The following is a 21,798-nucleotide window of genomic DNA, read 5'->3' on the forward strand; positions in this document are numbered from 1 at the left end:
CCCTAGGATGGGCTGGAGTCATCCTTGGGATTATCGCATTAGGAGAGGCGGGGTTTGAACTTCCGTAACCGCAGGGCATTACTGACCACGGACACGGAGCTAAAGGCCATCGCCGCCCCGGCAATGATGGGGTTCAGCAGCCAGCCCACTAGGGGATAGAGCACCCCCGCTGCAATGGGAATGCCGAGGACGTTGTAGATGAAGGCGAAGAACAGGTTTTGGCGAATGTTCCGCAGGGTGGCGCGGGAGAGCTGGATGGCGGTGACGATGCCGTGGAGGTCGCCGGAGATCAGGGTGATGTCGCTGGCGGCAATGGCCACATCGGTTCCGGTGCCAATGGCCATGCCCACATCAGCTTGGGCGAGGGCGGGGGCGTCGTTGATGCCGTCGCCTACCATGGCCACGATTTTCTGTTCCCGCTGCAAGTCCTGAATCACCGACGCCTTTTGGTCGGGGCGCACCTCGGCGATGACGCGGCTAATCACCACCTCCTGGGCAATGGCTTCGGCGGTGCGGCGGTTGTCTCCGGTCAGCATCACCACTTCTAAACCCATCCGTTGCAACAGGCTGATGGCGTGGACAGAGGAGGGTTTCACCGCATCGGCAATGGCCAAAATGGCCTCCACCTGGCTATCCACCGCCAGCCACACCACCGTGCGGCCTTGGGATTCCAGCCGTTCCCAGGGTTCCTGAAGCGCCTCCGTGGCGATGCCCAATTCCCGCAGCCAGCGATGGGTGCCGATGTGTACCCATCGCCCATCCACAGAGCCTTGGACGCCGCTGCCTGCCATGGCTTCAAAATCCTGGGCGTCGCTTAGACCAACCTGCTGGGTTTCGGCGTAGGCCACCACCGCCTCGGCCAGGGGATGCTCGGAATACTGCTCTAGGGAGGCCGCCAGCCGCAGCAGCGCCAGTTCGTTGTCGTGGGCTGTGCCGCGCACCGTCACATAGTCTGTCACGGTGGGTTTGCCCTGGGTGATGGTTCCGGTTTTGTCCAGCACAATGGTCTGAATCCGGTGGGCCAGTTCCAGACTATCCGCCCCTTTGATGAGAATGCCGTGTTCCGCCCCCTTGCCCGTGCCCACCATAATCGAGGTCGGCGTGGCCAATCCCAACGCACAAGGACAGGCAATGATCAACACGCCCACGGTGGTGGTCAGCGCCATGGTGAGGTTGCCCGTGGCCATCATCCACACCCCAAAGGTCAGCACCGCAATGGCCATCACCACGGGCACAAACCAGGCCGTCACCCGATCCGCCACCCGCTGAATGGGAGCCTTCGACCCCTGGGCCTGCTGCACCAGGGTAACAATCTGGGCCAAAAAGGTGTCCTTGCCGACCCGCGTGGCCCGAAACTTGAAACTGCCCGTTTTGTTGAGGGTGGCCCCAATCACCTCGTCGCCCGCGCCCTTTTGCACCGGAACGCTTTCCCCCGTCACCATGGATTCATCCAGGGTGGAACTGCCCTCCAAAATTTCGCCATCCACCGGGATTTTTTCGCCGGGACGCACCACCACAATGTCCCCCAGCATCACCTCGGTAATGGGGATGTCTAGGGTTTGGCCCCCGCGCACCACCCGCGCCGTCTTCGGTTGCAGGCCAATCAGGTTGCGAATCGCCTCGGAGGTTTGGCCCTTGGCTCGGTTTTCCAGCAAATTCCCCAGCAAAATCATGGCGATGATGACGGCGGCCACCTCAAAGTAGACCTCCACCATGTCGCCGTGGCTGTGGAACCGCTGGGGGAACAGCATCACCACCACAGAATAGAGATAGGCGGCTCCGGTGCCCACGGCCACCAGGGTATCCATCGTGGCCGTGCGGCGTTTGAAGGCTTTCCAGGCGTTGATAAAAAACGACTGCCCCGCCCACACCATCACCGGAGTGGTCAGCACAAACTGAAACCAGGGCGCATGGAGCCACATGGGAATGAAGGGCATGGGAATCCCGGTCATCATTGGCAGCGACCCGACGATTAAAATCGCCCCAATTCCCAGACTAAACACCGCCTTCCGCAGGAACTGTCGCCGCTCGGCTTCCCGCTCCCGACGGTCGGCCTCGTCGTCAAAGTCCAGCACGTTGTCGTTGAGGGGTTGGGCACCGTAGCCCGCCGCCTCCACCGCCGCCTGGATGTCTGCCACCGTGACCCCCTGGGCATCGTAGGTGACAGCGGCCTGCTCGGCCCCAAAGTTGACGTTGCAGGCTTCCACCCCCGGCACCGCCAGAATCGCACCTTCCACACTGCCCGCACAGGCGGCACAGCTCATGCCCCGCAATTTGAAGGTTTGGGTGGTGGTTTGGGTGGTTTGGGTCGGTTGGGTGAGCATGGCGGCTCTCCTAGCGTATGGGCACAGCAAACATGGACACAGCGCATCAGAAGTCTGGGTCGTAGTCGGTCGGTGGAACGAATGACCTCCTGACCTGGGTTAAGCGACGGTATAACCAGCGGCCACAATGGCGTCTTTAATCGCGGATTCGGATGCGCTAGTGGTCACAGAGACTTCCTTCGTTTTCGGATCTGCTGCCACTTCGGCCCCATCATCCACCGCTTTCACCGCCTTGGTCACGGCCTCTACACAGGCAGAACAGGCTAGGTTAGGAACTTTAAAATCCAACGTCATCGCGACACCTCAAGACTAGAACCCGGTCAATAACTGAGACCCCTCCGTAGTGGGCACCGCCCACCGACAGAAAGCCAATGTCCCAATTATGCATGGGTCTATTGTGAAGCCTACAGTTCACTGTAGAGTCAAGGGGGATAGGGGGAAAATCAACGTTGGAATGACAGCACCGAGGCTCCATCAACGTCTCCCCTGGGTTCTAGGCCATGACCACCCAGCCCCAACCCGAACCCACCCTAAGAGACCTCGCTAACAAGCTTGATTAACCTCAGTTCGGGTTAAGCTCAGTGGTTCGATGCCCCGGAAGCCCTCACCCCCCAGCCCCCTCTCCCCGTGGGAGAGGGGGAGCTAGAGTTTCAAAGTCCCTCTCCCTTGGGGAGAGGGATTTAGGGTGAGGGCCAGCGTCGTTGCCAGAAGCGGGTTTCTAGCGATTGAAGCCTTTGGCTTATCCCGAACTCAGGTTGATTAGCTCATTGCCGATGTGGATCAGTGGTTTAATGCCCTCAGCCGCGAGATGGGGCGATCTAACGATAGGTTTGACGCTTACCAAAAAGGAACCCAAGGGGTGGTGCAGTTGGCCTTTACCCTCATCGCCAGCGCCACCATCACCGTAATTCTGACCTCAGGCTTCAAGTAGGGGCTTCACCAGGCAACCGTAGGGTGGGGCAATGCCCACCAACTTTAATGACTTTAATGAAGAGCCTAAGTTAGATATTTAGGTTAAGATTAGCCGTCATTGTTACCCATTTGTTGCTCAAAGGCTTGTCGAATCAGGCCCATGATGTAGGGAAGTTCCTCAATGGTTTCTAGTCCTACTTCTACATCACCATTACCCCAACGTCCTAGGTTGGTGACATCTCGACATAATCCTTTGGGATCATAAATCTCAGGAAATCGCATATTAAGCGATAGCCGAAATCGTTTAGCTTGGGGTACAAGATCAACGAAATTAGTTTCAGCTTTGTAGGCAACATAGAGTTTGAGAAATTCCTCTGTAACACAGGGATCAAGAGCTAATACTTGAGTACGAAACGACTCAAATAAATCCGCCATAGCTGGAGTTAGCAAATAGGGATGATCTTGAATCGTGTAACCTTCGGGGCGTTGAGGTTTAGAGCGGTAGGCATCTAACACATCTGGAGCTAGACTAGGGGCTTGCCATACGGTAACAGCTAAATTGGCTAACCGTTCCGCCCGGTTTTGAATCGCGCTTTCATCCCACATGTTCACTTGCCCTAACCCTTCATTCATGCGTAGCGGACTTTGCCCAAATCCTCCTGACATATCGCGCTTTTCAGGGAAGGGACGATCACTATATTCAACGTTATATCCTGTCAGGGTTAGGTTGCCTAGGGTATGTAGCCAGGTTTGCTGAATCCGTTGCCAGTCAGGGCCGAGAGCTTCTTGCCAAGCAGGGGATAGATTTTCATTTTGCGGCAGGATGTGTTCTATAGTGTACTCATCCACAGGCACCCGTTCTTTGCGATTATGGTTTTCCATTCGTCGCAGCCAATAGGAACGGCGGGGAAATTTGTAGAGATCACGAGTCTTAATTTCACGCTTAAATTCCTCATCTTGGGGAAATCGACGATAGGAAGGTAGTCGTAGATATTGAGCCTGAATACTTTCTAGATAGCGATCCTTTTTCAGCGCACGGCCAAAGGTGGCAAAGGTTTTGTTCATTGAGTTAGTCGGAATGGCACATACTGCTCGACGAAACACATAGGCTTCTGTCAATCTCACGGCCTCTAATAATTGCTCCCATGGCAAAAGTCCTGTTTGATAATCATGGTATAACTCCAACAAAAATGGATAAGCTACATCAACTTTCAATTCTCGTAAATCTTGAAATGCTTCAGCCAGTTTCTTGTCCGGCTCTTTACCTAATGCCATCGCACAGAAATAACGAGCATAGGCATGAATATCGGCTACTAACGTATCAACTTTAATCGCAATATCATCCTTGGCACGAACATGATTTTTGAATGCCTCGTAAACATCACGAATATTAGGGATTTCGCCTGTCTTAACGGTTAGATAGTGACGCATGAAGCTATCAAAGTAACTACTGTAGGCTTCCTGCCCAAAGGCAACTTCCATCGGTCGCCAATGATCTTGATATAAGCGTGCTTGATGTTCTGGTTCTAAGCCCATCAGGATAAAATTACGAATCAAATCAGCTTGACTTAACTCTTTCCCGGTTGAGTTCATACTTTCAAAGATAAGCTGAGGATTATCTTGATCACGATTGAGTGCAACGTCTACAATGACCAACTTTGCCAATCCTTGACACAGAGGAATAAGATTGTCTTGGTGTGCCTTAACTTGTTTTTCAAAAAAGTCGAAATTCTCTTTTACCCGCAAGGAGTAATTTTCAGGTAAATTCTTTTGCTGGACTAAGGCTAGAAGTGTATCTTTATCTGTCTGGGTTAACAACAGCTTAAAACCACGATCTCCATCTTCTAGATGATTTAGTAAGTAGTAATTTCTGAGCTTCCTTGCTGAGAACCCAGCGATTAATTCCGTATCACCTAGTTGACGAGCTAGGGCTTCGAGAAGTAGCGAGAGCGTTGTTAGGCGCTGCTGTCCATCAATAACCAGTAAGGGTGATTGACTCGAAACCTGATAAAGTCCCTGTTCAATATAGACAACCGATCCAATAAAGTGAGCAGATATATTAATGTTGCGACCAGCCCGCAGAATATCCTCCCAAAGCTGAAGACATTCCTTCATGGTCCACGAATAGGTGCGTTGGTAAATCGGAATGATGAACTGTGGCGATTTCTGAAGGAATGCTAACAGTTTGGTTTCAGTCGCTTTCATTAGATCTCTCTGCCTTTCAACCTTTCCTGACTACCGATCCCAACTCGACTTTGATCATGGCTCAAGCTTGAGTCTTAGAAGCGAACTGGCCTAAATCTAGCCATGCTGGGTTCGTATTGATTTTAAGATGCCCTGATTTTTGGACGACATCCCAAATCGGTAGGTTTATTTGGGAAATAAGATGTTTCGTTACAGGCACACCACAAAAATCAACATGGTGACTCTAGAATTAGGTGGCAGGCGGCCAGAATCGGGGTTTTTACCCAGTTTTCTGCCATATTTCCTGTAAGTTAGCCGTTTGTCCGTTACCGATCAGTAATCAGGAAGTGGGGATGGCCCGCAGTAGCGTCAATGCTCGGCCCGTCATTCCCTTGGCGAGGGCCAGCCAGAGGAGATGGGAGCTACCGAAGCGCAGGTTAAGCATCGGTAGGACGAGGCAGGCGTCCCAATCCGACATGGAGCACGAGTATTGCAACGGCTAGGGGCAACATCAGCTACGGCTTAGAGGGCTTCCCCCAAACCCTGTGTCCAGTCTTGGCCGAGCTGAATGGTGATATCGGAGTTGAGGGCTCCGGTGCTTTCCACACGGGCTTCACCGATGGCAAGGAAGCGCTGCACCATTTCGGCGGTGGCCATATCCCCTCGCTGGGCCACAATGCGGCTGATGGGCAGGGGCGTTTGTAGGGTTTTGTCCACATAGATGTTGGAGTAGCCGCTATCTCGCAGGGTGCGGGTGAGCGCCTGAACCGCTACGGGGTTGTTGGTACTGTCTTGGATGGCAATGCGAACGCGGCTGGGGTCGGGGTTATTGGAGACCGTTTGGGTGCCAAAGCCAAAGTATTGATCCACCATGGTATCGATGTCGCCATAGCTGGGGAGCCAGTAGCTGACGTTGTATTCGCTGGGGCTACTGAAGTTTCCGGGCAACATCAGCATTTGTACGTTGGAGCGATTGACCTGGGAGGCATAGCCCAGCAGCGCCAGCAGTTCCTCCACTGAGAGGTTGGTATCGACGTTGGATTGAATCACCGACAGAATTTTGGGCAGGCGAGCAATGGTAGCAGGGTTGATGGTCTGTTCTGCCAGGGCGCGCATAAACATTTGCTGACGCTGGATGCGGCCAATGTCGCCGTTGGCATCGTAGCGGAAGCGCAGGAATTGTAGGGATTGGTTGCCGTTGAGCTTTTGTTCTCCAGCCTTGAGATTGATGTAGAGGTGTTGGCTGTCGTCTTGGTATTTCATCTCCTGGGGCACTGTGACCGTTACCCCGCCCAGGGCATCAATCAGCTTTTCTACCCCCTGCACGTTGATGCGCACGTAGCGATCCACCGCCACCCCGCCCAGCAGGTCGCTGACGGATTCCGCTGCCAGGGCGGGGCCACCATAGGCATTGGCTTCATTGAGCTTGGTGAGGCTACCGCGCACATAGGTACGGGTATCCCTAGGTAAGGACAACACCACAAGCTGCCCCGTCTGCGGATTAAACCGGATCAGCAACATGGAATCGGACAGCCCCTCAAAGGAATTGACTAGGGCGTGGTAGCCCGCATTGCGCAATTCCGGGGGCAGATCGTTCGTGTTCACATCGCTGGTGAGCACCTTGACGCCCAACACCAAAATGTTCACAGGCCGAGTGAGGCGGGGCAGGCGTAAATTACCGCCCGAAGAAATCGGGTCGCCCTGGTTAAACACGTTGGCATCATCCGCCGTGAGCTGTTGGTGTTGCAGGGGCGTCGCGGATAGAGACACCGCCAGCAGTGCCCCCGCCATCGCGGATACACTCGCCACGCCCGCCAAGGCCACACTGATGCCAATCACCCGAGGCAACCGCCAGCGGGAGGGCTTGTGCTTGACGCCTGCCCTTGACCAAGAGGCTGGGGGCTGGGGGTGTTGAGGCTGGGGACGCATGGAGGACGGGCGGGGTTTACGAGAAGACACGGGCTACCTCATCCAGGGAAGTCGAGCGGGAAAGGACTGATGTCACAGGTGGTTACCGATCATAGAACCTATGGCGTTTGGGGCACACGCTATCCAGTTTTGGCCTAGGGTGGCTTTTGGCCTTCGGATAGCGGCGGACAGCAAGCCTCCCTCCATCAGCATGGTGAACCATGACCCTGCCCACACACCCTGATCGAATCGGCATAGCTGGATCTCCATGACGAGATCGAATGCGACAGAGTTGTTCGAGGCCATTATGAGGCAAACGGCCAAAAATGGCGCAAGGAATTCGCCCCGTGGCTAAACAACGCCCCAAAGCCAGCGCTCCAGCCCATCCGAATTCGGCCCATCTAGTCGGTATGCCCAGGCCACCCCCTAATCGGGCCAACGCCGACTGAGGCGGCTAAACCCAGGCACCTTAACCGACTTGCCCTGCAATAGTCTCACCATCAACACCAAGTTGGTGAGGGTATAGCCCGTGGTCACCAGGGTATTGCTAATTAAAAACCGTAGGGATAGCCCCGGTGCCAGGTGGCTTCCCGTACTCAGCAGGCCGTACACCATCACCCAAGTCAGGGCTAGGGTAATCACCAAACGGCTGACAGATTGCTCTTGGCGGCTGCCCTGCTTTTGCCACACACGGTAGGCCGCTGGCACCACACCAAAAATAGGCACCAGATAAATCATCAGTTTCAGACGTTCTAGGGTGGTGCCTTCAGCAAGGTCATTGGGTTTCATCGAGATCTATCCCCAGGTATAGGGCGCAGCGGGGGTGATTGTGGTACGGTATGGCCAGTTTTGGGTCGGAAAGGTCGTCAGAAGGTTGTTTTTGAAGTCAGAAAAGATGAGGGCTGAGCTTGGAGGCTTTATTCGTGGGCATACTCTTATCCTAAGGTCAGTCTACCCAACTCTAGGGTGCCACGATCCCTCAGCTTGGGCCTGCACTTTTTCGAGCGTGCCCAAGACTCCACCCCAAAAACGCCCCAAAACATTGTTACTCGTCATAACACAAGGAGATCAAAATCCGTGGAGAAGATGACCCAGTGGCTCGTCACCGCGCAAGAACTGGTGATGACCTTTGGTTTGAATATTTTGGCTACCCTGGCCATCCTCGTCGTTGGTCAGTGGTTGGCTAAGCTCATTGGGCGCACCACCAAGCGCGTCATGACCCGCCGGGGCGTCGATCCAACCCTGATTAACTTCACGACCAGTTTGGTCTATTACGCCGCCTTGGCCTTCGTGGTGATTGCCGCCCTCAATCGCCTAGGTGTGCAAACGGCCTCGCTGATTGCGGTTCTGGGGGCGGCAGGTTTGGCTATTGGTTTAGCCCTGCAAGGGTCATTGTCCAACTTTGCCGCCGGGGTGCTGATGATTATCTTCCGTCCCTTCAGCGTGGGAGATGTGATCGAAGGGGCGGGCGTCTTTGGCACCGTGAAGGCCATTCAACTGTTCACGACCACTATCGTTACCCCCGACAACGCGACGGTGATTGTGCCCAATGCCAAAATCGGCGGCGACAACATCACCAACTTCACCCTCAAACCTACCCGCCGCGCCGAAACCATCGTGGGCATTAGCTACGGCGACAGCATCGAAAAAGCCCGCCAGGTCATCCTGGATGAACTCGCTAAGGATGCCCGCATTCTGCCAGACCCTGCCCCAGCGGTCACGGTTGGTGTGCTGGCCGACAGCAGCGTGGATTTGCAAGTCTGGGCCTGGACAGAAACCCCCCATTTCCTAGCCGTTCAGTTGGCCCTGCCAGAACTGATCAAAAATCGTCTGGATGCGGAAGGCATCACCATCCCCTTCCCCCAGCAGGACGTGCATATGTTTCAGCGCAACTAGAACCACGGTGCCTCGCCGGGAACCTGGGTGGGATGCCAAGGGTGAATGGTCAATCCCATGGCCGCTCTATTATCCTGGAGTCTGGGATTTTTTCTAACTCAGTCTATGTCTGCACCGTTCCTCCGTTCTCCATCGTCTCGTGATCGCAAGTTTAGAACCATGCTTTGGCAGAGGTGCCGCTGGCTAGGGGGCATGGGAGGTCGGGGGCTGGCCCTGGTCTTGGCGGTCATGGTTGGCTTGGGTGGCCTAGCGCCTGCCTGGGCGGAGGGAATGCGCTCTGGGCAGGCCTCCATTCAGCCCTATCTAGATCGCTTTGCCGAGGCGGTTAGCCAGTTCACCCTGGCCAACGGCATGACTTTTATTGTGCTAGAGCGGCCCCAGGCTCCGGTGGTGTCGTTTATGATCCATGCCGATGTGGGGGCGGTGGACGAGGAAGACGGCAAAACCGGGGTGGCTCACTATTTAGAACACCTCGCCTTTAAGGGCACTAGCCGCATTGGCACCCTTGACCACGCCTCTGAAATCCAAGTGTTTGAGGCCATGGATCGGACGTTTGCCGAGCAACTTCAGGCCGAGGCGATGGGGAACAACGACCGGGCAGCGGAACTGAAGGCTGAGCTAGAAACCCTGCGGCAGCAGGCGTCTAGCTATGTGGTGCAAAACCAATATGGTCAAATTATTGAACAGGCCGGGGGTGTGGGCCTGAATGCCACCACCGCCGCTGATGCCACCCGCTATTTCTACAGCCTGCCTGCCAATAAGCTGGAGCTATGGTTTTCCCTAGAGTCGGAGCGATTCCTCGACCCTGTATTTCGGGAATTTTTTGAGGAAAAGGACGTAATTCTGGAAGAACGGCGGATGCGGGTGGACAACTCCCCCATCGGTACCCTAATCGAAGAATTCCTAGGGAACGCCTTTGAGCAACACCCCTACCGTCGGCCCATCATCGGCTACCAGGAGGATCTCTATGTGGCCACCCGCCAGGATATTCAAGACTTCTACGACACCTACTACGGCCCCGACAACCTGACCGCCGTGGTCGTGGGCGATGTGGATGCCGCTGAGGTGAAACGCTTGGCGGAGGTGTACTTTGGCCGCTATCCAGCCCGCCCCACGCCGCCCCCGCCCGTCATTAACGAGCCGACCCAAACAGATCCCCGCAACCTCACCCTAGAGCTACCCTCCGAGCCGTGGTATATCGAGGGCTACCATCGCCCCAGCCTTAGCCATCCCGACCATGTGATCTACGACATGATCGACGGTCTCTTGACCAGTGGTCGCACCAGCCGCCTCTACAGAGCTCTGGTGGTCGATAACCCGGTCGCCCTGGATATCGGCACCCTGAACGGCTTTCCCGGCAACAAGTACGACAACCTGTTCGCTATCTACGGTCTCACGGCCCCCAACCATAGCCCCGACGACATTGCCATTTTGCTCCATGCCGAACTGGATCGGCTCCAGCGGGAACCCGTTACCCAGGCCGAGTTAGATCGGGTGAAAACCCAGTCCAGAGCCGGACTGTTACGCAGTCTCAATTCCAATAGCGGGCTAGCCTCCCTCTTGGCGGAATACCAAGCCAAAACCGGAGACTGGCGCAATGTCTTCCGAGATTTAGAGGCCATCGAGAAGGTGACCGCTGCCGATGTGCAGCGGGTGGCCCAGAGCCTCTTCCAACCCCAGCAGCGCACGGCGGTAAGGCTACTCTCGGCCTCGGATCAGTAAGTTTGGACGATGATTCAGTCCTCAAAGGCTTGCCATTTCCGGTGTTGGTAACATTGCCTTGTCCAGCGCTGGCCCACCCTTCGAGAAGCAAGCCCCACTCCCCTCTCCCTACCCCGCCACCTCTCCTAAGCCATGCTTCACAACCGACCCAACGCCCATGTTTCTCGTCTGCGCCGATTGCCCCGCCGTTGGGTGTCGATGGCGATTCTGGCCCTCTTGGGGGCAGGATTGGGCCTCCTGCTGGGCTGGCCCGCCCCCGCCAATGCCCTCACCCCTCGCCACTTTGACGAACTCTCCTTTCCAGACCTGCCGCAGGTGCAGGTGCCCGATTTTGAGCGCTACCCGTTGGCCAATGGTCTAGTGGTGTATTTGATGGAAGACCACGAACTGCCCCTAGTCAGCGGGTCGGCCACCTTCCGCACCGGATCTCGGTTTGAGCCAGCGGATCAGGTGGGTTTGGCTGGCATTACCGGGGAAGCCATGCGCCTAGGAGGCACCGTTACCCTAGACTCCGACGCCCTGAACGAAGCCCTAGAACAGCGAGCCGCCTCCATTGAAACGAGCTTTGATGTGGCGGCAGGTAGCGCCAGCTTTAGTGCCCTATCCGAAGACACCGAGGACATCCTGGCCCTGTTTGCCGATGTGATTCAGCGGCCCGCCTTTGCCCAAGACAAAATTGATTTCCTCAAGCGCCAGACCAGTGGCGGCATTGCTCGTCGCAACGACAACCCCGACAGCATTGCCTCCCGTGAGTTCCGTAAGCGAATCTATGGGGCCGACAGTCCCTACGCCCGCACCGTGGAATACGCCACCCTAGCTGCCATTGATCGGCAGGATGTCGTGAACTTCTACCAAGCTTCGGTACGCCCTGATCGAACCATCCTCGGCATCGTTGGGGATTTTGATCGGACGGCCATGAAGCGCCTGATTGACCAATACTTTGGCCCCTGGCAGGGCAGTGGAGAAGCCTTAGCCGTCACCCCCCTGCCCGATGTGGCCCAGGCGGACTCTGGGGTATTTGTGGTGGATCAGCCTCAGATGACCCAAAGCTCGGTGCAGATTGGCCACCTGGGGGGGCAGGTAAACTATCCCGACCACGCCGCCCTTTCAGTGATGAATGAGGTACTGAATGGCTTTTCGGGCCGATTGTTCAACGAAGTACGTTCTCGTCAGGGCTTGGCCTACTCGGTTTATGCCTTCTGGTCGCCCCGGTTTGACCACCCCGGTCTGTTTGTTGGTGGTGGCCAAACCCGCACCGAAACCACCGTGCCCTTTGTGCAGTCCGTCAAGGCTGAAATTAACCGCATTCGCCAAGAGCCTATCACCGCTGCTGAACTGGCCCAGGCCCAAGACTCGGTGCTGAACAGCTTTGTGTTTAACTTCCAAAGCCCCGGCCAAGCCCTCAACCGCCTGATCCGCGATGAATACTACGGCTACCCCGCCGACTTCATCTTTCAGTTCCAGGCCCAGGTGAACGCCACCACCGCTGAAGACGTGATTGCCGCTGCCCAGGCCCGCCTCGATCCCGAAAAGCTGGTGGTTCTTGTCGTCGGCAACCAGTCCGGCATTAGCCCAGACCTCTCCACCCTAACGCCCAACGGCCAAGTCACCGCCATCGACATCACCATCCCCCCTCCACCAGGAGCCTAGCGATGCCTGGGGCCACCCATCGACACCCGCTGATACCGGGGGCAAATAAGCCAGATTTAGTATCAGTCAGGGGGGACAAGTCAGGGGATGCTAGGGATCCACAAAGCGTTGGGCAATGGCTTGGAATTCGGCCTGAATGTCTAGGAAGGCGTCCACGATGTCGGGGTCAAAATGGGAGCCTCGACCCGCTTGGAGGATGGCAACGGCTTCCTCGTGGGACATCGGCTCTTTATAGACGCGACGGCTGATTAAAGCATCGTAAACATCAGCGAGGGCCATCAGGCGGGCGGAAATGGGAATCTCATCTCCAGATAGCCCCTCTGGGTAGCCGCTGCCGTCCCATTTTTCCTGGTGGGAATAGGCAATTTCTTTGGCTAATTGCAGGAAATCGACGGTCATTCCCAGGCTTTTTTCTGCTTGGATGATGGCGTCTCGTCCAAGGGTCGTGTGAGTTTTCATCATCTCAAATTCCTCCGGCGTCAGGCGACCGGGTTTGAGCAAAATGTGATCGGGAATACCCACTTTGCCAATGTCATGGAGGGGGGCAGATTTATAGAGTTGCTGGATAATAGAATCGCTTAGAAAATGGCGAAAGCGAGGATGATCCTTGAGATGTTCGGCCAAGGCTTTGACATAGTTTTGGGTGCGGCGAATGTGGTTGCCAGTTTCATTATCACGGGTTTCGGCGAGGGATGCCATCACCTGGATAGTGACATCTTGAATCGCCTGGATTTCCTGGGTACGACGGGCCACTTCTTGCTCTAGGAAAGCGTTTTTATCGCGCAAGAAATCCGCTGATGCCTTAAGGGTAAGCTGAGTTTTAACCCTAGCCAATAAAATCGGAGGACTAACGGGTTTTGTAATGTAATCTGCTGCGCCCAATTCCAGGCCCTTACGTTCGTCCTCAATTTCTGATTTAGCTGTCAAAAAGATAATGGGAATTTGGGCCGTTTGACGATTTGACTTCATGCGACGGCAGACCTCATAGCCATCTAACCCAGGCATCATAATATCCAGTAAAACTAAATCAGGAGGGTTCTCAGACTGGACAATAGTTAGAGCTTTTTCGCCGTTATTGGCCACCTTAACACGGTAAAAGTCCTTCAGCAAACCACTCATAAAGGCTAGATTTTCTGGGGTATCGTCTACTACCAGAATAGTCTCCCGTTCTCCTACACTGTGCATTCGCTTGGTTCCTTTGGTTCAAGGGTAGTGCTATCCAGGGTGATGGTAAAAATCGATCCCTTGGGCTGGTTATCTTCTACGTTGATTTGGCCTCCGTGGGCTTCTACCGCCAGTTTACAAAAGGCTAACCCTAGGCCAATTTGGCTCACACCCCGCATCAGGGTACCAATTTCATACTTATCAAAAATGTGTTGGCGCAGTTCGGCGCTAATTCCTGGCCCTTCGTCAACAACCTGAATCCTGGTCTGTTCATTGGGGGCATAGGCCAAACGGAGGTTGACTGTGCTATGGCTAGGTGAATATTTGATAGCGTTAGATAACAGATTTTCGATGGCGCGACGGATAAGTAAAGGATCGACATAGACCGGAAAGGCATTGTCTCCTGGTAAGTCTAGGTGTAGAGTCAACTTTCTCTGTTCAGCAATATCCTGTACATCACTCAGGGCGGTGCGACAGAGTTCGCCTAAATCCACTAATTGACGATCTAGGCTAAAGTGCCCCGATTCGAGCTTGGCTTTGAGCAGTAGATCATCGACTAAGGTTTTGAGTTTTTGTCCGCTGCGCCAAATAATATCGAGGTTTTTGCGAAGTTTCTGGGGTGGCGAATCAATGTTTTCTAGAAATATTTCAGATAGCAGCAGGATGTTGGTGATGGGATTACGCAGATCGTGGACAATCATATTGACCATGTCTTCCCGCGACCGCAGAAGCTCCTGAAGGCTGTCATAGGAGGCTTTGAGGTTGAGCTGGGTTTTAACCCTAGCCATCAAGATAGGAGGACTAACGGGTTTAGTAATGTAATCCACCGCACCTATTTCTAAGCCGCGTCGCTCGTCTTCAATATCTGATTTCACCGTGAGAAAAATGACGGGAATTGGCTTGGTTTGAGGGTTAGCCTTGAGTTGCTCGCAAACCTCATAACCATTCAGACCAGGCATGACGATATCTAACAAAATTAGATCGGGGTGAGGTTGAGCCTGGGCAATGGCGATGGCTTTTTCCCCGCTGGTGGCTACTTTTACCCGATAGTGATCTCGCAGGAGACCGCTGATGAATGTGAGATTATCGGGCGTGTCATCAACGACTAGAATAGTGGCTCGATCTAAATCGTCTAGCATGGGATTGTCGGTGATGGTCATGGTTTTTCTGAGGGCGAAGGGGATGACAGTTGAGCTTGGGCAGCAAGTAGGGCTGAATAGGCAGCTTCAAAATCAAATTGATTGATTGCAGATTCAATCTTGCCGTAATCTTGGGGAAAAGCTTGGCTTAGAAGTCCCACATTTTCCTGGAGAATATCAGCGGCTTCCGCATCATCATCGACTAATAATTCCCCAAGGCGGCTACACACGGCATCGAGTTGTTTCCGATCTATAACTCCCATTTCAGGACGTTTTTCCGCTGGCAACTGGGCCTCTAAATGACCAATCAGTTCCCCTAGGGATAGACGCAATTGTTGGATGAGGGTTGCGGTTTGTTCCTCAGAATAGTGTTCCCGAATGGCGGTTTCTACATCGGTGGCTAGGCGGTGAATTTCCATCGCGCCAATGTTGCCCGCTACGCCGCGCAGGGAATGGGCCAACCGTTCGGCGTCAGCGCGTTGGCCTGCCGCTAGGGTTTGCACCAATTGGTTAGGGGTATCGGCCTGTCCGGCCACAAATTTTCGCAGCATGGAGAGATAGAGCGCTTGCTTACCCAACACCCGACGCAGTCCTTCCTGGACTTCCAAGCCGGGAATATGGTCAGGGATAGAGAGGGTCTCCACGGGGGCGGTGGGCGCTGCGGTGGGGACTGGCCCAATGGGAGCGCCCTGGGGCGGAATCCATTCCAGCAGAGCTTTCCAGAGTTCGTCGGGTTCGATGGGCTTGGCGAGGTGGCCGTTCATTCCCGCCTCTAGGCAGCGCTGGCGATCCTCCTGCATCACGCTGGCGGTCATGGCGAGGATGGGCAGGTCGGCGAACTGAGGATCGCGGCGAATCTCCACCGTGGCCGCTACTCCGTCCATCTCCGGCATCTGCATATCCATCAGCACTAGGGCGTAATGCCCCGTTTTGACCCTATCAACGCCAATGCGCCCATTTTCGGCTAGATCCACGATAAACCCTGCATCCTTCAGCAGTTCCGTGGCTACTTCCTGGTTAATCTCATTATCCTCCACCAATAGAATTCTGGCCCCCTGAATAGATCGGAGGCGATCCATCCAGTCCTCGGCGGGGGCATAGTCCTGGGCGTGGTCGTCGGGCAGCCGTTCCCCCAGCAGGCGCACCAGGCTGTCAAACACCATGGAGGCACTGACGGGCTTGATGAGCACATCGCGAATGTCTAGGGCGTGGGCCTGTTTGAACACCTCTTCCCGACCATAGGCGGTGACGATCAGGTGGTGGGGTCTGTGGCTGAGGGGCATCTCTTGGATCCGTCTTGCCACTTCTAGCCCATCCCAACCGGGCATTTGCCAGTCTAAAAAGACCAGATCGTAGGGGCTCTGTTCGGCGTCGGCTTGGCTCACCTTGGCGACAGCTTCTTTGCCGTCGCTGGCCAGATCAACCTCCAGTTGCATCGGTTCCAGCAGATCCTTCAGCACCCGCCGCGCCGATTCAATGTCATCCACCACCAAAACCCGCTTGCCCTGGAGATCGCGGCTGAGCACCAGGCGACGTGGCGGCTTGGTACTGCGGCCCACGCACACCGTGGCCCAAAAGGTGCTGCCTTGGCCATACTCGCTCTCTACCCCCACATCACCGCCCATCAGGGCCGAGATGCGTTTACAGATCACCAGCCCCAGGCCCGTGCCGCCAAACTTGCGGGTGGTGGAGGTGTCGGCCTGTTGAAAGCCCTGGAACAATTGCCCCAGTTGCTCCGGCGTCAGGCCAATGCCCGTATCCCGCACCGCAATGTACAGCACCACCTCGGTGTCTCGGTATTCCTGGGCTTTGACGATGATGTCGATTTCGCCCCGCTCGGTAAATTTGACGGCATTGTTGGCGTAGTTAATTAAAATTTGGCCTAGCCGCAAGGGATCACCCACAAAGTGGGAGGGCAGATCGGAATCGACCTCAAAAATGACCTCTAGCCCCTTGTGGGCTGCTTTTTCATTGATGAGGGTAGCAACATTGTCGAGGACGCGATCTAGCTCAAATTCAATGTGTTCGATATTGAGTTTTCCGGCTTCAATTTTAGAGAAATCTAAAATGTCGTTAATCACCCCTAGCAGGTGTTGGCTAGAGGACTGAATTTTACGAAGATAGTCCTGTTGACGCGGGCTAAGATCCGTTTTTTGCATCAGGTGGGCCATACCAATCACCGCATTCAACGGCGTGCGGATTTCGTGACTCATATTCGCCAAAAAGTCGGCTTTGACTTGGCTGGCTTCTTCAGCTAATTCCTTCGCCCGACGCATTTCATCCTCGGCGGCTTTGATTTGGCTAATATCCGTTAACCAGCCCAGCACACCAGGCTTTCCTTCGTATTCCGTGGCCATGAAGGTAGCCATGATGTCCCGAATATCGCCTGTGGGGCTGTACATTTGAAACCGCTGATTTTCCACAATTCCGGTTGTGGTCAGGGTGTTCAACATGTGTACCCGACTGGAGGGATCAACATAGATTTTGAGGGGAGAATCGCCCACACTTAAGCCAACTAAATCTAGAATGCGGGGGTTGGCAAACTGAACAATGCCCTCCACTGTAATCGCCACCCCCACCGGGGCTTTATCCAAAATCGATTGCAGAATTTCCCGCTGGCGATCCATCTCCTGGGCGGCCCGCTGGCGTTCGGTGACATCCCGCACCGCCACAAACAAACTCACCCCGTGGGTGCCAATGGCTGGAAGCCGCGTTACCCCCATCTCGATGGGAAATTCTCGGCCATCCTTGCGCCGTCCGATGCCCGATCGGGTGCGCCCAGGCCGATCCGCCAGGGAACATTTTGCCGTAGGGGCGTGGTCGGGCAGAGCCAAAACGCGGGCATCGTACAAATCCCCTAACCCCAGGCGATCCAAGGACTGCCCCAGCAACTCCTGGTGGGTGTAGCCGAAGAGGGTTTCCATGGCGGCGTTGCTCAGCACGATGCGACCGTCCTCATCCACCACCACCATGCCATCGGGGGCTTGTTCAATCATGGCCCGATACCAGGCTTCGGTTTCGGCCAAAAGGCGCTGTTGATCCCGCTGACGATTGGTTTCCCGCAGCACCACCAGCATCACGCTCCCCGTCAACAGGGCCGTGGTCAGCGTGACCCCGGTGGCCAGTTCGTAGAGTTCTAGCCCATCCTGAAGGCCCATACCCTCTGGATTACAGAAAAACCGCGCCGCCTCCATGCCCACGTAGTGCATCCCCGCCGTGGCCAGCCCCATCACCCCAGCCGACAGCCCCAGGCGATGGCGATGGGCCAGTCCCAGGCGGTGGCCACCATAGAAGCGGAACCACAGGGCCAGGGTGGCTAGCAAAATCGCCACCACCATCGAAGCCGCCACCACCAGCGGGTTGTAGCGAATCAGCCCGTCGATCTGCATCGCCGCCATGCCTGTGTAGTGCATGGTGCCAATGCCCAGACCAAACAGTGTGCCCCCCGCCCACAATACCCTGGCCCTAGGGTGATGCCGGGTGACAAAGTGCATGGCATAGATGCTGGCTACCACCCCAGGCCCCATCGACAGGATGGTGAGGCCCAAATCGTAGGTGACGGGGCAGGCAATGTGAAAGCCCAACATGCCAATGAAATGCATGGCCCAGATGCCAATGCCCAAAGACAGCCCACTCAGGCCCAACAGGGTATGGCGCAGCCATCGATCCGTCACAGGTTCGGCAAACTGGGCCATCAAAAAGGCGGTGTAGGCCGTGAAAATCGCAATGGCAATGGACAGCGCCACCAAGCCGGGGTGGTAGTGGCCTAGGTGGGTGGTCAGACTCCCCAGCATAGGCCCAGAGGTCAGCCCAGAGGTCAGCCCAAAGGTCAGCCCAGATACCAGACAGGAAAAGGTAAGCATGGTGGATGTCGTCCGCTATCGCCGGAAGTTAGCCTCTCTGGAGGTTAGGCTCTCTGGAGATTAGGCCACTAGAAGTCAAATCTGATACCTGCAACTATACTCCCCCCGCCAAAGCCCCCTAGGGGATTTTTGCGAAAACTACGGAATTCCAGGAATGCCCTAGACATCCGGGTAGTCCTATTTCGTACAGGCTAGAGAATAATCAGGCGACCCTAGAGACCTTACGGCAGTAGATTGCTGTTTTTGGCTGTTTTTTCTCTGACCCGTAGATTAATGCACTACCGTTTTCGGTACGGCATTTCGATGCGCACCCCTTAGGTCGTCTACGCCAAAAGTGCCTGGATGAGTTCTAGAAAGCCGTCTACTTCGGGCCGATGGGTGACGCAGCGGGGATGGTGGGCCAAGTGGGGCCAGTAATGTTTCACATTGGCCACGCCGACGGAGTGGGGAAACAGGGCCGCATCAAATAAACTGACATCATTGGGGCTGTCACCGAGGGTGATCACCTGCTGGGGGGAGAACTGGGGAAAGTGGCGCTTCAAGACCCGCTGCAATCCTGCCGCCTTGGATTGCCCCTGGGGAAAAAGGTGGCACTGCACGGTGCTATAGGTGAATCCCCAATCAAGCCCGTGGCAAATTTCGGCCATGCGGGTGAGATCGGTCGAGGTTAGCCCCTCGGTGGAAAACGTCCAGTCGGTGAGACGGAAAGTGTTGTCTTCGGCGGGGGTGAGGTCAAACCCATGCTTGCCAAGGTGGCGGAAGACCTCCTCTAGGGACTCGCGATGGCTAGCTAGATTGGGTATGTCGCTGAGGTATTCGGGACGGTCGCTGCCGGGGAAATAGACGCCGCCATTTTCGGCCATGGCCCCGGCGATGGGTAGATAGTGGGCCAATCCTTGCACCCAGCCCGCCGAACGTCCGGTCACTACCAGTACCGTCCAGCCCTCCCGCTGCAACTGATCTAGGGCTTGGATGAGGTCAGCACTAAATTTCCCTTGGCGGGTAAGGGTGCCGTCCATGTCAGTGGCCATTAATCCGGGCTGGGGGCAGGTTTGTTGAAACTGATGGACAAACTCGGCGACGGTGCATGGTTGGAACTTGTCCATCGGTTCTACACTAAGTGACGACTGCAAGGCTAAGGACGCAGCAATTTTCAGTATGACTAGGTTGGCGAATAAAACACCGCCCAGGCTGAGCCTGTCGAAGCCTTTTCACCCTTCGACAGGCTCAGGGTGAACGGCCAATTTGCCAAAATGAGAATTGCGGCTAAGGACGTTAGTCCATTGACAAAGCCATTGTAGGGTAGGCATCTGGCTTGCCACAAAGACAAGTCCAGGTAGCTGTTCGACCAAGCTTGGGGAGGCAGAAACAGGGGTATGGACAAACTAGCACCCGATCAGCGCAATCACTACTATCTCCTTGAGGCGATCCGCACGGGCCTTCATAAGCCTCTGCTGGCAGCACTGTATGCCGTCCAGGGGCAGCCGCCCTTGGCCGATGGCGAAACGGGCCTAGGCTTGGTGCCCATTCATCAGGTTGACCTAGCCCAAATGGAGACCTTTGTGGGGCAGGTGCAATTCGCGGCCAACACCCTGCGCCGCCTCACCCAACGGTTGATTGACCAGGGCTGGACGAATGCCGACCTGTGGAATGCCGCCGCTGGTCGCTATACCGACCGATTTTTAGCCACCGTAGCCGAGGGCTATACCCCCACCTTGGAGGAAACCGATGCCGCCCAACTGGAGCCCTGTGAGGGGCCAGCCCTACGACAGGCCTACCTCGCAGACTTGGCCGCAGACGGCGGCGATACTCTCCCCAAGGGCTTAGTCCAGCTTGACCCCACCCTGCTGGCCTTTGTGGAACGAGTGCCCCCCAACTACAGCCGCCTAGAGTGCCAGCGGCAAGCCCTAGTGGAGGCGGTACGGCTGTGGCGACAATTAGACGATGCCGAGGCGGTCTATGGGGCGCTTCAGGTGCCCGTGGTGGATCAAGTACCCGACGAAACGGCCCTGGATCAAGCCCTGTTGGCGTTTCTCCAGTCTGCCCTGCGCTACTATTCCGGCTACCCCAACCAGCGAGAGGCGTTGATTCGTCTGGCTCAGATCTGGCGCAAGCTAGATTCCCGCGAAGAAGCCATCGCCACCCTGCTGGCCAGCGACCCCTTCGCCCATGAGACCAACCTGCCTATCATCGATCCGGCCCTGATCGCCTTTGTGCAAACTCTGCCCAGTCTCTACCGAGGCCAGGGCGACCAGCGCTTTGCCCTCACCGAAGCCTACCGCCGCTGGTTTGAGCTAGAGTCTCGCAACGAAGCCCTCGAAAAGCTAGGGGTGAACCCCGATGATCTGGTGGCCAACGCCGACAACCCCACAGCCCTGATGGGAACCGCCCAAACCCTAGACCGAGCGCTCCTAGAATTTGTGCAACGCATTCCCACCACCTACACCGAAACCGACCCCCAGCGGGAAGCCCTGATTCGCCTCGTGCAGCTTTGGCGCAGACTGGAGGGCCGCACCGCCACCGTGCAGGCATTGCTGGAGGATGTGCGCCGCATGGAACGAGCCGCCCCCACCTCACCAGACGCCATGCCCGTGCCCCTGGCGCTGCCCTCGCCGCCCCGCCCCGCCCGCTGGACTCCCCATAACCTTCAACTCGCGGCTAGCATTATCCCTAACGGCAACTTCACCTGGGCCGAAGCCACGCGAGGCGGAGCCCGAATGCCCCCCAACCAGGCCACCGTAGACGCCATTGTCCGCATTGCCCAGTTGGCCCAACAGGCTCGTGATCGCCTCGGTCGGCCCTTCATCATCACCAGTTGGTATCGACCTGCCAGCATCAACCGCCAGGTGGGCGGCGCATCCCACAGCCGCCATATCGTTGGCGATGCCATCGATTTCTACTGCCCCGGTCTCACGGGCAACCAACTCTACTGGTTCCTCGATCCCTGGTGGCCCGGTGGCCTAGGCCGTTATCGCCGCTACCCCAATCTGGCCCACCTCGATGCCCGCCCCGAACGTGCCCGCTGGACGCACTAGC

General features: G+C 55.9%; 15 protein-coding genes. 5 read left to right on the forward strand and 10 right to left on the reverse strand.

The genetic code is table 11. The features are described 5' to 3' along the window. Positions 1 to 38: 38 nt before the first annotated feature. Both H6G62_RS11880 and H6G62_RS11885 read right to left on the reverse strand, forming a co-directional pair. A complete protein-coding gene (locus tag H6G62_RS11880) occupies positions 39 to 2,324 on the reverse strand; it encodes a heavy metal translocating P-type ATPase (protein WP_190495338.1) in 2,286 nt (761 codons plus the stop codon). A gap of 99 nt (positions 2,325 to 2,423) precedes the next feature. Beyond that, entirely contained in the window at positions 2,424 to 2,618 is a 195-nt protein-coding gene (locus tag H6G62_RS11885) for a heavy-metal-associated domain-containing protein (RefSeq protein WP_190495340.1), read from the reverse strand. 481 nt (positions 2,619 to 3,099) lie between these two features. Between H6G62_RS11885 and H6G62_RS11890 the strand changes: the two genes are divergently transcribed. Next, on the forward strand, positions 3,100 to 3,255 hold the full coding sequence (locus H6G62_RS11890) for a hypothetical protein (protein WP_190495342.1): 156 nt from the start codon (positions 3,100 to 3,102) through the stop codon (positions 3,253 to 3,255). An 89-nt stretch (positions 3,256 to 3,344) separates the two neighbouring features. Here the strand turns inward: H6G62_RS11890 and H6G62_RS11895 are convergent, their stop codons facing one another. The 4 genes from H6G62_RS11895 to H6G62_RS11910 form a co-directional block, all read right to left on the reverse strand. Next, the gene (locus tag H6G62_RS11895) at positions 3,345 to 5,441 is read right to left on the reverse strand and encodes a DUF262 domain-containing protein (RefSeq protein ID WP_190495344.1); all 2,097 of its coding nucleotides are present in this window, start codon (positions 5,439 to 5,441) and stop codon (positions 3,345 to 3,347) included. Positions 5,442 to 5,760: 319 nt separating this feature from the next. After that, a complete protein-coding gene (locus H6G62_RS11900; RefSeq protein ID WP_190495346.1) occupies positions 5,761 to 5,898 on the reverse strand; it encodes a hypothetical protein in 138 nt (45 codons plus the stop codon). A 44-nt stretch (positions 5,899 to 5,942) separates the two neighbouring features. Next, complete coding sequence (locus tag H6G62_RS11905) at positions 5,943 to 7,379, reverse strand: LCP family protein (protein WP_347239343.1); 1,437 nt, start codon at positions 7,377 to 7,379, stop codon at positions 5,943 to 5,945. A 375-nt stretch (positions 7,380 to 7,754) separates the two neighbouring features. Next, positions 7,755 to 8,117, reverse strand: a complete 363-nt coding sequence (locus tag H6G62_RS11910; protein WP_190495347.1) for a hypothetical protein — start codon at positions 8,115 to 8,117, stop codon at positions 7,755 to 7,757. A gap of 297 nt (positions 8,118 to 8,414) precedes the next feature. Between H6G62_RS11910 and H6G62_RS11915 the strand changes: the two genes are divergently transcribed. The 3 genes from H6G62_RS11915 (at position 8,415) to H6G62_RS11925 (ending at position 12,596) form a co-directional block, all read left to right on the forward strand. Continuing rightward, complete coding sequence (locus H6G62_RS11915) at positions 8,415 to 9,224, forward strand: mechanosensitive ion channel domain-containing protein (RefSeq protein ID WP_190495349.1); 810 nt, start codon at positions 8,415 to 8,417, stop codon at positions 9,222 to 9,224. A 57-nt stretch (positions 9,225 to 9,281) separates the two neighbouring features. Beyond that, positions 9,282 to 10,946, forward strand: a complete 1,665-nt coding sequence (locus tag H6G62_RS11920) for a pitrilysin family protein (protein ID WP_242051952.1) — start codon at positions 9,282 to 9,284, stop codon at positions 10,944 to 10,946. 132 nt (positions 10,947 to 11,078) lie between these two features. Next, complete coding sequence (locus H6G62_RS11925; protein ID WP_199324926.1) at positions 11,079 to 12,596, forward strand: pitrilysin family protein; 1,518 nt, start codon at positions 11,079 to 11,081, stop codon at positions 12,594 to 12,596. Between the two features lie 90 nt (positions 12,597 to 12,686). Here the strand turns inward: H6G62_RS11925 and H6G62_RS11930 are convergent, their stop codons facing one another. The 4 genes from H6G62_RS11930 to H6G62_RS11945 all read right to left on the reverse strand — a co-directional run bounded on the left by H6G62_RS11930 (position 12,687) and on the right by H6G62_RS11945 (position 19,868). Beyond that, positions 12,687 to 13,781 (reverse strand): two-component system response regulator, encoded by a 1,095-nt coding sequence (locus H6G62_RS11930; RefSeq protein WP_190495351.1) that lies wholly within the window; start codon positions 13,779 to 13,781, stop codon positions 12,687 to 12,689. Next, complete coding sequence (locus H6G62_RS11935) at positions 13,769 to 14,920, reverse strand: hybrid sensor histidine kinase/response regulator (protein WP_199324927.1); 1,152 nt, start codon at positions 14,918 to 14,920, stop codon at positions 13,769 to 13,771. Before H6G62_RS11935 ends, H6G62_RS11930 begins: the two co-directional genes overlap by 13 nt. Then, the gene (locus tag H6G62_RS11940) at positions 14,917 to 18,762 is read right to left on the reverse strand and encodes a response regulator (RefSeq protein ID WP_199324928.1); all 3,846 of its coding nucleotides are present in this window, start codon (positions 18,760 to 18,762) and stop codon (positions 14,917 to 14,919) included. The genes H6G62_RS11935 and H6G62_RS11940 overlap by 4 nt, the downstream gene beginning before the upstream one ends. A gap of 323 nt (positions 18,763 to 19,085) precedes the next feature. Further along, on the reverse strand, positions 19,086 to 19,868 hold the full coding sequence (locus H6G62_RS11945) for an HAD family hydrolase (protein ID WP_190495354.1): 783 nt from the start codon (positions 19,866 to 19,868) through the stop codon (positions 19,086 to 19,088). A gap of 270 nt (positions 19,869 to 20,138) precedes the next feature. Here H6G62_RS11945 and H6G62_RS11950 point away from each other — a divergent pair, with 270 nt between their 5' ends. Further along, the gene (locus H6G62_RS11950; RefSeq protein ID WP_190495355.1) at positions 20,139 to 21,797 is read left to right on the forward strand and encodes a D-Ala-D-Ala carboxypeptidase family metallohydrolase; all 1,659 of its coding nucleotides are present in this window, start codon (positions 20,139 to 20,141) and stop codon (positions 21,795 to 21,797) included. Position 21,798 lies beyond the last annotated feature (1 nt).

Origin of the sequence: Phormidium sp. FACHB-1136, from assembly GCF_014697375.1 — a bacterium.
In the GTDB taxonomy this organism is placed as follows: domain Bacteria; phylum Cyanobacteriota; class Cyanobacteriia; order Phormidesmidales; family Phormidesmidaceae; genus Nodosilinea.

What these genes read in the sequence shown, in the direction of transcription:
- H6G62_RS11935 (WP_199324927.1), bottom strand. Translation starts at nt 14,920, where the DNA reads ATGACCATCACCGACAATCCCATGCTAGACGATTTAGATCGAGCCACT.
- H6G62_RS11940 (WP_199324928.1), bottom strand. Translation starts at nt 18,762, where the DNA reads ATGCTTACCTTTTCCTGTCTGGTATCTGGGCTGACCTTTGGGCTGACC.
- H6G62_RS11900 (WP_190495346.1), bottom strand. Translation starts at nt 5,898, where the DNA reads ATGTCGGATTGGGACGCCTGCCTCGTCCTACCGATGCTTAACCTGCGC.
- H6G62_RS11910 (WP_190495347.1), bottom strand. Translation starts at nt 8,117, where the DNA reads ATGAAACCCAATGACCTTGCTGAAGGCACCACCCTAGAACGTCTGAAA.
- H6G62_RS11920 (WP_242051952.1), top strand. Translation starts at nt 9,282, where the DNA reads ATGGCCGCTCTATTATCCTGGAGTCTGGGATTTTTTCTAACTCAGTCT.
- H6G62_RS11945 (WP_190495354.1), bottom strand. Translation starts at nt 19,868, where the DNA reads ATGGACAAGTTCCAACCATGCACCGTCGCCGAGTTTGTCCATCAGTTT.
- H6G62_RS11895 (WP_190495344.1), bottom strand. Translation starts at nt 5,441, where the DNA reads ATGAAAGCGACTGAAACCAAACTGTTAGCATTCCTTCAGAAATCGCCA.
- H6G62_RS11885 (WP_190495340.1), bottom strand. Translation starts at nt 2,618, where the DNA reads ATGACGTTGGATTTTAAAGTTCCTAACCTAGCCTGTTCTGCCTGTGTA.
- H6G62_RS11950 (WP_190495355.1), top strand. Translation starts at nt 20,139, where the DNA reads ATGGACAAACTAGCACCCGATCAGCGCAATCACTACTATCTCCTTGAG.
- H6G62_RS11915 (WP_190495349.1), top strand. Translation starts at nt 8,415, where the DNA reads ATGACCCAGTGGCTCGTCACCGCGCAAGAACTGGTGATGACCTTTGGT.
- H6G62_RS11930 (WP_190495351.1), bottom strand. Translation starts at nt 13,781, where the DNA reads ATGCACAGTGTAGGAGAACGGGAGACTATTCTGGTAGTAGACGATACC.
- H6G62_RS11880 (WP_190495338.1), bottom strand. Translation starts at nt 2,324, where the DNA reads ATGCTCACCCAACCGACCCAAACCACCCAAACCACCACCCAAACCTTC.
- H6G62_RS11925 (WP_199324926.1), top strand. Translation starts at nt 11,079, where the DNA reads ATGCTTCACAACCGACCCAACGCCCATGTTTCTCGTCTGCGCCGATTG.